Origin of the sequence: Streptomonospora arabica (assembly GCF_039531585.1) — a bacterium.
GTDB lineage: Bacteria > Actinomycetota > Actinomycetes > Streptosporangiales > Streptosporangiaceae > Streptomonospora > Streptomonospora halophila.
The window spans coordinates 129438-143978 of record NZ_BAAAQI010000008.1 but is presented as its reverse complement, the minus strand read 5'-3'; the positions used below and the strand labels follow the sequence as shown (position 1 = coordinate 143978).

Here is a 14541-nt window from a genome sequence, read left to right as displayed (position 1 = left end):
AGAACCGAGTGTGCATCACGACAGGCATCGGTTTGGGGCGGCACGCCCTGGTCGGGGGCCTCGCTACAGCCCGAAGTCATAATAAACGGAAAATTAGGACAATCATCCCGCCAAGCGGGTAAATTTACTCCGCCGGCGGTCCGGGGCCGCCGAGCCGCCGCACCGGACGCACGGAAATGGCGGTCACGGGGGGCTCTCTCCCGGCCTGGACCGGGCTTGGGAGAATGGTGCGCGAGAGGCGCACGGGGCGTCTTCGGGATGCACTCCGCGGACGCCGGATTCCGGCGCGGGATCGGGGCTGCGCGCCGCGCTCGGCGGTGCCCGGACCGCGCACGGCGCGCCCGGGAGCAGGCGGCGCACCCGGGAGGGGGCAGGCCGCGCGCACACGCCGCTCGCCGGGGCGCGGACCAGCGCCCCGGCCGCCGCGGGCCGCTCCGCCCGCTACTCGATCCCGTGCTTGCGCAGCAGGTCCTCGATGTCGCCGAAGTCGTCGTCGCCGCCCTGCTTGGGCTTCCCCGCCTGCTTGCCCTGGCCCTTGCCCGGCGCGCCGGCGGCGCCTGCGGTCCCGCCGTCCGCGGAGGTGATGCCGGCGGCCGGACCGCCGCCCTGCTCGGCCGCCGCGGAACCGGACCCGGACCCCTTGCGCACGCCCACGCCGCGCGCACGCATGACGCCCGAGACCACCCACAGCACGACCGCCAGGCCGGCCACGGCGACCCCCGCCCACACGATGGGGTTGAACGCCAAAGAGACGAAGAAGCCGACAAGGTCGGCGACGAGCCGCCAGAGGATCGTCATGAGCCCCATGAGGCCGACGGCCAGCGGCAGCAGCGACCATGCGACACCGCGCAGCCCGGAGGCGGCGCCGCGGCGCCGCCAGAGCACCCACGAGACGATCAGCCCCACGACGGTGAGTGCGGCTCCCAGCATCGGACCTGCGATGGGCAACTGTTCCGGCATGCTTCCAGTGTTGCATCCGCGTCCAGCGCCGCACATCGGGCGAGTCCCCTAGGGAACGCCCGCGACGGGGCCACAGGGAGGAATGGCGGGTCCGGTGGCGGTCCCGCGGCTGCGGGCGCGGGGCGCACCGCGCGGCGACCGGCGCCGGTACCGCGGGTCAGGCCGCTACGAGGGACCCGACCCAGTCCAGGTCCACGCCCTCCAGCGTCTCCAGCACGTGCAGGCGTCCGCCGGGGGTGAAGCCGACCTGGTCGACCACGGCGACCGTCGTGCAGCCGGCCGCCAGCGCGGAGGCCACACCCACCTCGGAGTCCTCGAAGGCCACGCACCGCGCGGGGTCGGCACCCAGCAGTCGGGCAGCGGTGAGGTAGGGGGCGGGGTCGGGCTTGTTGGCCCCGACCTCGTCGCCGGCGACCGAGACGTCGAAGCTGTCGACCCCGATCGCGCCGATCGCCGAGCCGACCAGCGCCCGCTGGGTGGAGGTGACCAGCGCCGAGGGGACTCCCGAGCCCGCGACGCGGGCCACCAGCTCCTTGGCTCCCGGACGCGGCTCGGCGCCGCCGGCCAGCAGGCGGGCGAACTCCGCCTGCAGCCGGGCGGCGACGGCGTGGGCATCTGCGTCCACACCGGCCCGCTCGATCATGTAGCGGGCCACCGCCGCGGCGGCTCCCCCGATGTTGCGGCGGTGGTCCTGCGCGGTCCACTCGCCGCCGAGGGAGGCCGCCGCGGCCGACTCGGCCGTCCCCCACAGGCGTTCGCTGTCGATCAGTGTGCCGTCCATGTCGAACAGGACTGCCTGCAGGGGTGCGCCGGAACCGGTCATACGTTGAAGTATTTCGCCTCCGGGTGATGAATGACGATCGCGTCGGTTGCCTGCTCGGGAACGAGCTGGAACTCCTCGGACAACGTGACGCCGACCCGCTCGGGCTCCAGCAGCTTCATCACCTTGGCGCGGTCCTCCAGGTCCGGGCAGGCGCCGTAGCCCAGGGAGAACCGGGCGCCGCGGTAGCCGAGCTTGAAGAACGAGTCCAGGTCCTCGGGGTCCTCGCCCGCGAAACCCAGCTCCGAGCGGATGCGCGTGTGCCAGTACTCGGCCAGCGCCTCGGTCAGCTGCACCGAGAGCCCGTGCAGCTCCAGGTAGTCGCGGTAGGCGTTCTTCTCGAACAGCTCCTGGGTGGCCCCGCTGATCGCCGAGCCGACGGTCACCACCTGCAGCGGCAGCACGTCGAGCTCGCCCGACTCCTTGGGCCGGAAGAAGTCCGACAGGCAGAGGTGGCGGTCGCGGCGCTGGCGCGGGAAGGAGAAGCGGACGCGCTCGCCGCCCTCCTCGTCCAGCACGACCAGGTCGTCGCCCTCGCTGTAGCAGGGGAAGTACCCGTAGACCACCGCGGCCTCCAGCAGGCCGTCGGTCTGGATGCGGTCCAGCCAGGCCCGCATGCGCGGCCGGCCCTCCGTCTCGACCAGCTCCTCATAGCTGGGCCCGCCGCCCTTCTTGGAGCCCTTCAGGCCCCACTGGCCCATGAAGGTCGCCCGCTCGTCCAGGAAGGCGGTGTAGTCGGCCAGCGGGATGCCCTTGCTGATCCGGTCGCCCCAGAACGGCGGAGTGGGCAGCGGGTTGTCGGTGGCGACGTCGCTGCGCGCGGGCATGTCCTCGGGCGCGGTGACCTCCAGCTTGGCGCCGCCCTTGACCTTGCGCTGGCGCAGTGCGGGAAGCTCGGCGCCCTCGACGCCGCGCTTGACGGCCATGAACGCGTCCATCAGGCGCAGGCCCTCGAAGGCGTCGCGGGCGTAGCGCACCTGGCCGTCGAACAGTCCGGCGAGGTCCTCCTCGACGAAGGAGCGGGTGAGCGCAGCGCCGCCCAGGAGCACCGGGTAGGTCTCGGAGATGCCCCGGGAGTTCATCTCCTCCAGGTTCTCCTTCATGATCACCGTGGACTTCACGAGCAGCCCGGACATGCCGATGACGTCGGCATTCTGCTCCTCGGCGGTCTCCAGGATCGTCGAGACCGGCTGCTTGATGCCCAGGTTAACGACGTCGTAGCCGTTGTTGGAGAGGATGATGTCGACGAGGTTCTTGCCGATGTCGTGCACGTCGCCCTTGACGGTGGCGAGCACGATGCGGCCCTTGCCGTCGTCGTCGGTCTTCTCCATGTGCGGTTCGAGGTAGGCCACGGCCGACTTCATCACCTCGGCCGACTTCAGCACGAACGGGAGCTGCATCTCGCCGGAGCCGAACAGCTCGCCGACGACCTTCATGCCGGCGAGCAGCGTGTCGTTGACGATCTGCAGAGCCGGCCGCTCGGCCAGCGCCGCGTCCAGGTCGGCCTCGATGCCGTTCATCTCGCCGTCGATGATGCGGCGCTCCAGCCGGTCCCACAGCGGCAGCTTGGCCAGTTCGTCGGCGCGCGAGGCCTTCAGGGCCTGGGCGTCGACGCCCTCGAACAGGTCGAGGAACTTCGCCAGCGGGTCGTAGTCCTCGGTGCGCCGGTCGTAGATCATGTCCAGCGCGACCTGGCGCTGCTCGTCGGGAATCCTGTTCATCGGCAGGATCTTCGAGGCGTGCACGATGGCCGAGGTCAGCCCGGCCTCGACGCACTCGTGCAGGAACACCGAGTTCAGCACGATGCGCGCGGCCGGGTTGAGGCCGAAGGAGAGGTTCGACAGGCCCAGGGTGGTCTGCACGCCCGGGTAGAGCCGGTTGATCTCCTTGATCGCCTCCAGCGTCTCGATGCCGTCGCGCCGGGTCTCGTCCTGGCCGGTGGCGATGGGGAAGGTCAGCGCGTCGATGATGATGTCCTCGCGCCGCATGCCCCACTCGCCGGTGAGCTCGTCGATGAGGCGGGCGGCCACGCGCACCTTCCACTCGGCGGTGCGGGCCTGGCCCTCCTCGTCGATGGTCAGCCCGACCACGGCGGCGCCGTGCTCCATGATGACCGGCATCAGCCGCTTCATCCGGGAGTCGGGGCCGTCGCCGTCCTCGTAATTGACGGAGTTGATCACGGCGCGGCCGCCGAGCATCTCCAGTCCCGCCTCGATGACGGCGGGCTCGGTGGAGTCCAGCATGATCGGCAGCGTGGAGGCCGTCGCCAGGCGGGAGGCCAGCTCGCGCATGTCGGCGGAGCCGTCGCGGCCGACGTAGTCGACGTTGAGGTCGAGCATGTGGGCGCCGTCGGCGATCTGGTCGCGGGCGATCTCCACGCAGTCGTCGAAGCGCTCCTCGACCATCGCCTCGCGGAACTTCTTGGAGCCGTTGGCGTTGGTGCGCTCGCCCACGGCCAGGTAACTGGTGTCCTGGCGGAAGGGCACGCTCTGGTAGAGCGAGGCCGCGGAGGCGACGTCGTAGGCGTTGCGCTGCTTGATGCCGCGCCCGCCCACGCGCTCGACGACCTGGCGCAGGTGCTCGGGCGTGGTGCCGCAGCAGCCGCCCGCGATGGACAGTCCGAACTCGCCGGTGAAGGAGTCGTGGGCGTCGGCGAGCTCGCTGGGCTGCAGCGGGTACACCGCGCCCTCGGCGCCCAGCTCGGGCAGGCCGGCGTTGGGCATGCAGGAGATGGGCACGCGCGCGTGCTGGGACAGGTAGCGCAGGTGCTCGCTCATCTCGGCCGGGCCGGTGGCGCAGTTGATCCCGATCACGTCGATGCCCAGCGGTTCGAGGGAGGTCAGCGCGGCGCCGATCTCCGAGCCCAGCAGCATGGTGCCGGTGGTCTCGATGGTCACCTGGGCGATGATCGGGATGTCGACGCCCTTGGCGCGCCGCGCGCGCTGCGCGCCGATCACGGCCGCCTTCGTCTGCAGCAGGTCCTGGCAGGTCTCGATGAGGATGGCGTCGGCGCCGCCCTCGATGAGGCCGATGTGGCACTGCTCGTAGTAGTCGCGGATGGTGGCGTAGTCGATGTGGCCGAGAGAGGGGAGCTTGGTTCCGGGCCCGGCCGAGCCCAGGACGTATCGGGGATGGTCGGGGGTGGTGTACTCGTCGGCGACCTCGCGGGCCAGGCGTGCGCCGGCCTCGGCGAGCTCGTAGGTGCGTTCGGGGATGTCGTATTCTCCGAGCGCGGCGTAGTTGGTGCCGAAGGTGTTGGTCTCGACACAGTCAACGCCGACGTCGTAGAAGGCCGCGTGCGTGGCACGTACCACGTCGGGCCGAGTCACGTTGAGGATCTCGTTGCAGCCTTCGAGCCCGTTGAAATCATCGAGGTCGAGATCATGGGCCTGAAGCATCGTGCCCATCGCGCCGTCAGCGATGATGACACGTTGAGCGAGGGCATCACGGAAGGAGAGTCGAGAACTCATAATCTTCAACTGTAGTGTCGGCCGTCTTGCGCTGCGGGGTGAGGGGGTGCCCCCTCGGCATGTCCCCGACGAACGTGCAGGTCAAACGGTGTGCGTTCAGCGCCGCGGGCCTGCGCCGCCCCGTGTGGAACAAACGCGCGGCACCGAGCGGTTATGCCGGTGGAGCCCAGAGCCATAGGGTGGTCGTGGTCCGCTGCGCGGAACGCGCGGCGCCGGGCGGCCGGTTGGCTGTCGCCGCCGCGGGCACTCGTGGTAGGGCTGGATCGCGCGTGGGCTTCACGCGCGGTCGATCCGACGACTGGCCCGGATCCGCCGCAACGGCGCCCGGGATACGTGAGGAGGCGGTCAGTGGCCGAGCTCGACAGCGCACCCGAGCTCGTCGAGCCTGTCATGGTTGCCGCGTTCGAGGGCTGGAACGACGCCGGCGAAGCCGCGAGCGCGGTCATCGAGCACCTGGCCTCGACCTGGGACGCCGACGAGCTGCTTGCGCTGCAGCCCGACGACTACTACGACTTCCAGGTCTCGCGTCCGCGTGCGACCGTCGTCGACGGCGAGCACCGCGGCATCTCCTGGCCGGCCACGCGCGTCTCGATCGCCCGCCCCAAGGGCGCGCGCAACGACGTGGTGCTGGTCAGCGGGCCCGAACCCAACATGCGCTGGCGCGGGTTCGCCGGCGACCTGCTCTCCATCGCCCGTGAGCTGGGCGTGCGCCGGATCGTGCTGGTGGGTTCCCTGCTGGCCGACTCCCCGCACACCCGCCCGGTGCCGGTGACGGGCTCCACCTCCCCCAGCGCCCTGCGCGGCTCGCTGCACCTGGAACCCACCTCCTACGAAGGCCCCACCGGAATCCTGGGCGTGCTGCACGACGCCTTCGACTCCGCCGGGCTGGAGGCGGTGTCGCTGTGGGCCGCCGTGCCGCACTACGTCGCCCAGCCGCCGTGCCCCAAGGGCACCCTCGCGCTGCTGCGCCGGGTCGAGGACGTGCTCGACCTCACCGTGCCGATGGGCGATCTGCCCGAGGAGGCGCGCGCCTGGGAACGCGGCGTCGACGAGCTCGCCTCCGAGGACGACGACATCGCCGGCTACGTCCGCAGCCTCGAAGAGGCCAAGGACGCCGCCGACCTGCCCGAGGCCACCGGCGAGGCCATCGCCCGCGAGTTCGAGCGCTACCTCAAGCGCCGCGGCCGCGGCTGAAGCCCTGAGCACCGCCGCCCCCTCCCGCTCGGCCCGCTGACGCGGCGGGCAGGGGCCGGGTCCGGCGGCGGGCCGCCGCCGGACCTGCTGCCGGATGTCGGACGCCGTGTCGCGGATGTCGTCTCCACGGTGGCGGATGCCGTTTCTGAGATGGCGGATGCCGTCTGCCGTTTCGGGGTGAGGGCTGCCGTCTCCCGGCTGCCGCTTCCGGGGGGCGGGGCTGCCGTCTCGTCTCCGTCGGGGATCCGCCTCCGCCCGAGGATGATCCGCTTCGCCCGGGGATCCGCCGACTCTCACCGCGCGGTTGCGGGGTCCGCGCCACTGCGGTCAGGCCCCTGCGGTCCCGTCTTCCGGGCCCGGAGGCCGCTCGGACCGGGAGCCGTCGCGGTCGCCGGAGGGCCGGCGAGTCGACGGGCCGGAGGTGAGCGGGCCGAGGGGTGGTTGGCCTGAGGTCGGTGAACCCGGAGGTCGACGGCCGGCGGTCAGACGCGGATGGTGCGCCACTCGCCGGTCGCCAGCACCGCGGCCCAGGCGGCCGCGATCCGGGCCAGGCCGCGGCGGACCTCGTCGACGACGGCGGGCGCCAGCAGCTGCAGCGGGTCCTCCGGCGGCTCCAGCCGCACGGTGACCCGCAGCCCGTCGAGAATCCGCTGACCGCGCACGAGGGCCTCCTCGTCGAAGGAGGATCCCCCGGCGCGCCGCAGCAGCGCCGCGATGGCGTCACGCAGCGAGACCGCCTCCTCGAAGTCGGCCAGCGTGATCGGGATGGCCCCTTCGGCCACCAGCCGGTGCTTGCGGAGGAAGGCGGCGAGGTCCGCGCGGTCGGCGAGCTCGTCGCCGGTCGCGACAAACGCCTGGACGAGGGAAGCCGCGGGAGTCTGCTCTGTGGGGGTGGTCATGGTCACCATCCCACCACGGACGGACACGTGGTCGTGACCTGCGCGGGCCCCTCGTCCACTTGTGGCCGCACACCGGTTCCCCACCGCCCTGGTCTGCGGATACCCCGCATCCCGCAGGCCGGGACGCGGGCCCGGCCGGCCGGGCCCGCAGAGACGGACCTTCGCCCCCTTCCGCCCGCGCCCGCGTCCGCGATCGCGCCCCGGCAGACGGCGACCGCAGCAATACTGCGTCCGACGGAGCCGAACGACCGTTCTCCCAGCCGCGGACGGCCGGCGGAGGCCGGGGGCGGCCGGGGGCGGCGGGGCGGCGCGGGGACGCGTCGCCTAGAGCCGTACTCCCAGGAGCGTGTCGGCGGTATCGCGCATCAGGGCGGGGGCGGCGGGGTCGTCTCCGCCTCCGGCCAGTGCGCTGTCGGCCCACGCGTCGAGGGCGGCCACCGCCGCGGCGGTGTCCAGGTCCTCCGCCAGCGCCGCGCGGACTCGCTCCAGCGCGGGGGTCGCGTCCGGTCCGGCGGTCAGGTCGGCTGCCGCGCGCCAGCGGTCCAGGCGCCGGGCGCCCTGCTGCAGCACGTCCTCGCTCCACTGCCAGGCGGTGCGGTAGTGGAAGGGCAGCATCGCCACCCGCACCGCCATCGGGTCCACGCCGCGCTTGCGCAGCTCCGAGGCGAAGACCAGGTTGCCGCGCGACTTCGACATCTTCTCGCCGTCGAGCCCGACCATGCCCACGTGCATGTAGGTCTGGGCGTGCGGACCGGTGCCGGTGGCGCAGCGCGCCTCGGCCGCACCCATCTCGTGGTGGGGGAAGACCAGGTCGTCGCCGCCGCCGTTGATGTCGAAGCCGACGCCCAGTTCGTTGAGCGAGATCGCGCTGCACTCGACGTGCCAGCCGGGGCGGCCGCGCCCCAGCCGGGTGTCCCAGGCGGGCTCGCCGGGGCGCTCGGCGCGCCACAGCAGCCAGTCCAGCGGGTCCTTCTTGCCGGGACGCTGCGGGTCGCCGCCCCGTTCGGGGAACAGCTCCAGCATCTGGTCCCGGTCCATCCCGCTGACCTCGCCGAACTTGGCGGCCTCGGCGACGGAGAAGTAGATGTCGCCTTCGAGGTCGTAGGAGGCGCCCGCGGCACGGAGGCGGTCGACGAAGTCGGCGATCAGCTGCACCGACTCCGCGACGCCCACGTAAGCGCGCGGCGGCAGGATGCGCAGCGCCGCCATGTCCTCGCGGAAGACGCCGATCTCGCGTTCGGCGAGTTCGCGCCAGTCCTCGCCGTTGTCCTGGGCACGCTCCAGCAGGGGGTCGTCGACGTCGGTGACGTTCTGCACGTAGTCGACCCCGTGCCCGGCGTCGCGCAGCACCCGATGCACCAGGTCGAAGGTCAGATAGGTGAAGGCGTGCCCGAGGTGGGCGGCGTCGTAAGGAGTGATCCCGCAGACGTACATCCGGGCCGTGGGTTCGGGGGCGAGCCGGCGGAGGGCTCCTGAGACGGTGTCGTGGACACGGAGCGGACCGCCGTTGCCGGGCAGGCGGACGAGGTCGGGAGCGGGCCAAGAGCGCATAGGTCGAGGATATCGGCCGCTTTGTGCACGGAATCCCCGGACGCACCGTAGTTTCGGCCACGCTCGGTGCGCCGGCGTCAGCGGCGGCGGTGCGAACCGGCGATGCAGCCGGCTGCGGCGGCCGCCGCCAGCGCGCACAGCAGGGCGGACGTGTGGTTTCCCGCGCTCCAGTGCAGCAGCCCTGCGGGAAACGCCACCACATAGAGCAGCCAGTAGCTGGCCCGCTCCAGCACGCCGGCCCTCCGGCGGGCCGGACCCTGCCCCGGACCGGCACCCGGACCCGCGGCACGCTCGGCCGCCGCGGGCCGGCGCCGGCCGACGCGGCTCGGCCATGCCTGCCGTGGCGTCATCGTCCCCACCCGCCCCTCGATCGAGACGCTGTGCGCCCTTCGGACGGGTCCGCATCCGACACGGTTGCGATCCCCGACGGGGACCGCGGCGTTCGAGGCGGACGCACCCGCTCGGGCTCGGTCGCGGGACACCGCGGCGGCGCACGCGCGCAGGGTCCCGGTTCTGGTAGACGCCCGGCTCCGGCACGCGGTTTACCTGCGGGTCAAGTAGAGGAGGGCTGCGGACGGGCGCGGAAGGGGGTGCGGCGGCTGTGGAGGGAAGAAGGAAGGGAGGGGCGGACGGATGGGACGCGGAAGGAGCGGAGCGGGGAAGGAGCGGAGCGCGATCCTCAGCGCACGAGGTACCAGGCCGCGGGGTCGCCGGGGCGGGCCGAGAAGGCGTAGCGCAGCGTGCCGCGGCCCAGGGCCAGGAGCGTCACCGACGACGTGGCCCATACCCGCCCGCCGGCGAACTCCGAACGGGCGAACAGGGACGCGGGGGCGTCCGCGCCCGCGCCGAAGCCGCCCGTGCGGGCGTCTCCGCGCGCGGCCTCGTCCAGCAGCGCCGGCCACTCGCCCCACACCGCCTCGACGGAGTCGGCCGCGGCCAACTCGGGCTCACCGGGGTCGGGACGGGTGCGATCGAACACCGGGCGGTGGCGGCGGGCGCGCGGCGCCTCGGCGTCGCAGCCGGAGTTGACCAGGACGGTGACCCCGACGGGAAGCGGCTCTTCGCGCAGCGAACCGCCGTCCCACGAGTCGAGCACGGCCCGGTCCGGGTCGGCGACGAGCAGGTGGAAGGGGTCGTAGTGCCGGGCCTCGTCGGGGTCGAGGTCGAGCTTGCCGCCCGCGGCGGCCGCCAGCGGCAGGCGGCCGCGGCTGTAGCGCGTTGTGCCGGGCGGCACCGTCGTGTCGGCGGGGGATGCGGCGCCCGGAGGGATGCCGTTGAGCAGTGCGGCCACGCCCGGGGTGCCGGGCGCGCCGGCGCGGCGCGCCGCCAGCCACGTGCCGCCTTCGCGGGAGTCGCGCCCACCCACCAGGTCGGGGCGGTCCGGCCAGTGCGCGGCCGGGACCTCCCACGCCCGGTCGAGCATCTCGTCACGCAGTGCCGCCAGGACCAGCGGGGTGGCCGCCTCGGGGTCGAAGCCGACGATCACCGTGCACATAACGCCTCCGCTTCCACGCGGCGCCCGCGCTCGCGGGGCTGGGGAACATCCGCACACCCAACCAACGCGCCCGCGAAGCGGGGTGTTCCGCGCCGGCGCAGGGAGGGCGCGGGGGAAGACCGGGGGCGGGCGGGGGCGGACGGGGGTCGGTGGGGGCGGGGTGGCGGAGGCAAATGCGGCGTATGAAAGTCTCAGCGCATGACAGGGGCCCGCGTGGAGATCAGGGACGTCGTCGTCGACTGCCGCGAGCCGGAGCGGCTGGCGGAGTTCTGGTCGCAGGTACTCGGCAGGCCGATCGCGGCGCGCATCGGCCCGTACGTCTTCCTGGGACGCGGTTCGCCGGAATCCGGCGTGGCCCCCGAAGGCGAACCGGGTCCCGGAGCGAGTCCAGAAGCGGGTTCCGGAGCGGGTTCCGGAGCGGGCCCGGGCGTGGTGTTCCAACGGGTCGACGACGTGGACTCGCGGAAGAACAGAGTGCATTTGGACCTGTCCTGCGCCGATCCCGCTGCCGAGCGTCGGCGGATCGAAGAGCTCGGCGGCCGTCGCCTGCCCGAGTACGCCGACGGAGGCTTCCTGGTCATGGCCGATCCCGAGGGGAACGAGTTCTGCCTCGTACCCCGGGGGGCGTTCGACGTCGACGACCAGGGCCGGGCCGACTACCTCGACGGCAGCGAAGACGGCAACTGAGGCGCCTCGCCCCAAGCCGCCCACTACCGCACCGGTGGCCATCGGCCACTCAGCCGACGAAGCGGCAAGGGGAGCGCATGGCCGGAACCCCGATCACCGCACCCCGTTCCCGCCGGTCCCGCACCCGACGAAGCAGCAAGGGCGGCGCGGGGTAGAGCCCACGACCACCGCATCGGTTGCCCTCGGCTGCTCACCCAACGCGGCAGCAAGGACAGCGCGGGGCAAGCCCCCGATCACCGCACCGGTCACCACCGGTCCCACACCCGACGCAGCAGCAAGGACGGCGCGGGGTAGAGCCCACGACCACCGCATCGGTTGCCCTCGGCTGCTCACCCAACGCGGCAGCAAGCACAGCGCGGGTAGAGCCCGCGACCACCGCACTGGCCACCATCGGTTACTCACCCAACGCGGCAGCAAGCACAGCGCATGGCCGGGACTCCGATCACCGCACCACGTTCCCGCCGGTTCCGCACCCGACGCGGCAGCGAGGACAGCGCGGGTAGAGCCCGCGATCACCGCGCCGAGAGCCCGCCGGTTCCGCACGCGGCGAAGGGGCGGGGGCGGTCCGCATGCGGGCATGGGCGCCGTCGGCCTGGGGGCGCGCCGGGGTCCGCGATCCAAGGGGGCGTTTCGGGCATAGTGACTCCCGAGCGTCCTCCCAAGGCGCACGAACGCAGACGAATCAGCGAAGTGGCATGTCCTTGCATCTGAGATTCCGCAATACGAAAAAATGGCAGGCCATTTGCCCGATTTGACCGATATTTCCGTCGCTGCGCGGGCCCGCGCAGCGACGATACCGCCGTAAACCGCACTCAGAGGCCCGGGATACATGCATCAGGAGGGTTTCGTCGCACTCGATGCGGAGGTGAACGGTTCAACCGGGTACCCAATTCGGGCATTTACCTACAAACCAGCCGACCCGAACACCCCGTGCGGCATGCCGTGCTGCTGATGCGTGCCTGAGGGCCGTCTCGCCACACCCGCTCACCCGGCATCCGCCCCGAATGCCCGGAACGTCTCGAATCCGCGAACCCTTACGCAAGCGCCCTCGGAATGCGCCCCAGGGCGCAGGGCACCCCTCGCCCCCGTTGGGCGCGCCACCGGCGAGCACCCGGTGCGCTGGGCTGGGGCTCGGCCATCCGCCGCCTTCGCCGCCCCGTCACACGCCCGACCCCCCACACACCCGAACCGATCAACACCGACCCCGACCGCCTCTCCCCCGGGCGCGCCCTGCTGCAACCGCCTCTCCCCCGGGCGCGCCTTGCCCCCGGGCGGCTTACCCCGGGCGGACCTTACACCGGAGGCCAGGGGACGGCCGGCCAGTCTGGCGAGGGGAAGGGATGCACGCCGTGGTGGCGCAGCAGTTCGACGCGGCGCAGGACCGCGTAGGCCTCCGGCTCGGTGAGGTGGCGGCGGAGCTCGCCGGCCACCGGGCTGTCGGGGTCGCGCAGCCGTCCCTCCAGCGCCGCCAGCCCGGCGAGGGCGTCGTCGGCGAGCGGTTCGCCCTGCCACTGCCACAGCACGGTGCGCAGCTTGTACTCCTCGGCGAAGGAGACGCCGTGGTCGCAGCCGTAGAGGTGGCCGGTGGGGATCGGCAGCAGGTGCCCGATCTTGCGGTCGGAGTTGTTGATGACCGCGTCGAAGACGGCCATGCGCCGCAGTCCGGGGTGCAGCGTGTCGCGAGCGAGCTCGACGAGGTCGACCGAGGTGTCGCCGTCGATCCAGAGCTGGACCATGCCCTCGCCGAAGGGGCCGTCGCGGTGGACGGTCGGCGGCACGATGTCCCAGCCCAGCGCGTCGGAGACGGCGAACGCAGACAGCTCGCGGCCGGCGAGGGTGCCGTCGGGGAAGTCCCACAGCGGGCGCTCTCCGGCGACGGGCTTGTAGACGCACCCGGCCTCGGCGCCGCCGGGCGCGGAGACGGTGCAGTACAGCGTGGCGTTGGACGCCTCGGTCAGCCGTCCCACCGGCGTGAGCTCCCCGGTGCTCAGCAGTTCCAAGGCGTCGCTGGTCGACAGCCCTTCGAACGACGCGGTCATGTCCCCGTCCCTAGCGGTCCCGCTTCCTCCGCCTGCCTCGCCTGACTCACATCACCCCGGGCTTGTACCCGTTCTGGCGCGGGCAGATGTGCCCGGCGGGGTCGAGTGGCTGACCGCACAGCGGGCAGTTGGGCCGGCCGGCCGCGACGACCTTCATCGCCCGGCCCGCGAACGCCCGCGCCGCGCCCGCGGTCAGGTGCACGCGCAGCACGTCGCGGCCCTCGGGAGCGTCCTCGGCGAAGACCTCGACCTCCTCGGCGTCCTCGTCCTCGGCCTCCTCGGCCTGCTGGGCCTCGATGATGACCCGCGCGGACTCGGCGTCCCAGGCCAGAGCGAGGGTGCCCACCCGGAAGTCCTCCTCGATGGGCTGCTCCAGCGGGCCGTCGTCCGACTCGGCCGCCTCTCCGGCCTCCAGCGGGTCGCCGAAGCGCTGCCGGACCTCCTCCAGCAGCTCCTCGATTCGCTCGGCCAGCGCCGAGACCTGGGATTTCTCGACGGCGGCGCTGGTGACGCGGCCACTGCCGACGGCCTGCAGGAAGAAGGTGCGCTCCCCCGGCTGCCCCACCGTTCCTGCGATGAAGCGGTCGGGCGGGTCGTACTCGAACACGGACATGCAATGAACCCTAGAGGATCGTGCTCAGCCTCGCGATTCGCCGCCCTCGGCGGGCCGCGCGGCCCCGGCGCCGCCGCCCACCGCGGCCTCGCCCGAAGCCTGCTCCGGTGCGGGCGCCAGGCCCTCCACCGAGCCGCCGGTGTCGTTGAGCCGGACGACGAACGGCCGGACGCTGGTGTAGCGCACGGCGGTGAGCGAGCAGGGGTCGGCCTGGACGCGCTGGAACTGGTCCAGGTGCAGGCCGAGCGCGTCGGCCGCCACCGCCTTGATCACGTCGCCGTGGCTGCACACCACGTAGACCGGGCGGGGTGCGACCGCGGTCAGCCGCTCGTTCCAGTCGCGTACGGCGGCCACGGCGCGCGCGGACACCCCGCTGAGGCTCTCGCCGCCGGGGAAACGGGCCGCGCTGGGGTGCGCCTGGACGGTGCGCCACAGCGGCTCGCTCGCGAGGTCGCCGAGTCTGCGGCCGGTCCAGGTGCCGTAGTCGCACTCGACGAAGCGGTCGTCGGTGGTGACCTCGTGCCCGGCGGCCGCGGCGATCATGCCGGCGGTCTCCTGGCAGCGCTCCAGCGGACTGGAGACCACGGCGGCCAGGTCGAGCCCGCTCAGCCTCTCGGCGAGGGCGGCGGCCTGCGCGCGGCCCCGGTCGTCGAGGTGCACGCCGGGGCTGCGGCCGGTCAGGGTGCTGCCGGTGGACTCGGTGAGCCCGTGCCGGACCAGGATCAACGTCGCGACGGGTTCGGGCGTGTGGTCCCCGCTCCCGGCGGACGGGGACCGCTGCGCTTGCGTAGGGGTGCCCATTGGGGCAACCAT

General features: G+C 72.8%; 12 protein-coding genes. 2 read left to right on the top strand and 10 right to left on the bottom strand.

Features of this window, described 5'->3' with window-relative positions; all coding sequences use genetic code 11:
* Positions 1-441 precede the first annotated feature (441 nt).
* The 3 genes from ABD284_RS15290 to metH form a co-directional block, all read right to left on the bottom strand.
* Complete coding sequence (locus ABD284_RS15290; RefSeq protein WP_344143748.1) at positions 442-960, bottom strand: cellulose synthase; 519 nt, start codon at positions 958-960, stop codon at positions 442-444.
* A gap of 157 nt (positions 961-1117) precedes the next feature.
* Positions 1118-1783: an HAD family hydrolase gene (locus tag ABD284_RS15285; RefSeq protein ID WP_344143745.1), complete on the bottom strand. Its 666-nt coding sequence runs from the start codon at positions 1781-1783 to the stop codon at positions 1118-1120.
* Entirely contained in the window at positions 1780-5250 is a 3471-nt protein-coding gene (metH, locus tag ABD284_RS15280) for a methionine synthase (protein ID WP_344143742.1), read from the bottom strand. The genes ABD284_RS15285 and metH overlap by 4 nt, the downstream gene beginning before the upstream one ends.
* Positions 5251-5598: 348 nt before the next feature.
* Here metH and ABD284_RS15275 point away from each other — a divergent pair, with 348 nt between their 5' ends.
* A complete protein-coding gene (locus ABD284_RS15275; RefSeq protein ID WP_344143740.1) occupies positions 5599-6444 on the top strand; it encodes a PAC2 family protein in 846 nt (281 codons plus the stop codon).
* A gap of 482 nt (positions 6445-6926) precedes the next feature.
* Here ABD284_RS15275 and ABD284_RS15270 read toward each other — a convergent pair whose 3' ends face one another.
* From ABD284_RS15270 to ABD284_RS15255, 4 genes are all read right to left on the bottom strand, one after another.
* Positions 6927-7343 carry an ABATE domain-containing protein gene (locus ABD284_RS15270; protein WP_344143737.1) on the bottom strand — a complete coding sequence of 139 codons (417 nt, stop codon included), beginning with the start codon at positions 7341-7343 and terminating at the stop codon, positions 6927-6929.
* A 324-nt stretch (positions 7344-7667) separates the two neighbouring features.
* Positions 7668-8894, bottom strand: coding sequence for a cysteine--1-D-myo-inosityl 2-amino-2-deoxy-alpha-D-glucopyranoside ligase (gene mshC / locus ABD284_RS15265; protein WP_344143734.1), 1227 nt, complete (start codon positions 8892-8894; stop codon positions 7668-7670).
* A gap of 77 nt (positions 8895-8971) precedes the next feature.
* Positions 8972-9127, bottom strand: a complete 156-nt coding sequence (locus ABD284_RS15260; RefSeq protein ID WP_344143732.1) for a hypothetical protein — start codon at positions 9125-9127, stop codon at positions 8972-8974.
* Between the two features lie 446 nt (positions 9128-9573).
* On the bottom strand, positions 9574-10389 hold the full coding sequence (locus tag ABD284_RS15255; RefSeq protein ID WP_344143730.1) for an NRDE family protein: 816 nt from the start codon (positions 10387-10389) through the stop codon (positions 9574-9576).
* A 198-nt stretch (positions 10390-10587) separates the two neighbouring features.
* Here ABD284_RS15255 and ABD284_RS15250 point away from each other — a divergent pair, with 198 nt between their 5' ends.
* Positions 10588-11076 carry a VOC family protein gene (locus tag ABD284_RS15250; protein ID WP_344143729.1) on the top strand — a complete coding sequence of 163 codons (489 nt, stop codon included), beginning with the start codon at positions 10588-10590 and terminating at the stop codon, positions 11074-11076.
* A 1292-nt stretch (positions 11077-12368) separates the two neighbouring features.
* Here the strand turns inward: ABD284_RS15250 and ABD284_RS15245 are convergent.
* The 3 genes from ABD284_RS15245 to ABD284_RS15235 are packed head-to-tail and all read right to left on the bottom strand — an operon-like array spanning position 12369 to position 14529.
* Positions 12369-13115 carry an SCO1664 family protein gene (locus tag ABD284_RS15245; RefSeq protein ID WP_344143728.1) on the bottom strand — a complete coding sequence of 249 codons (747 nt, stop codon included), beginning with the start codon at positions 13113-13115 and terminating at the stop codon, positions 12369-12371.
* A 46-nt stretch (positions 13116-13161) separates the two neighbouring features.
* On the bottom strand, positions 13162-13728 hold the full coding sequence (locus ABD284_RS15240) for a DUF3090 family protein (protein ID WP_344143725.1): 567 nt from the start codon (positions 13726-13728) through the stop codon (positions 13162-13164).
* Between the two features lie 24 nt (positions 13729-13752).
* Positions 13753-14529: a histidine phosphatase family protein gene (locus ABD284_RS15235; RefSeq protein ID WP_344143723.1), complete on the bottom strand. Its 777-nt coding sequence runs from the start codon at positions 14527-14529 to the stop codon at positions 13753-13755.
* Between the last annotated feature and the right edge of the window lie 12 nt (positions 14530-14541).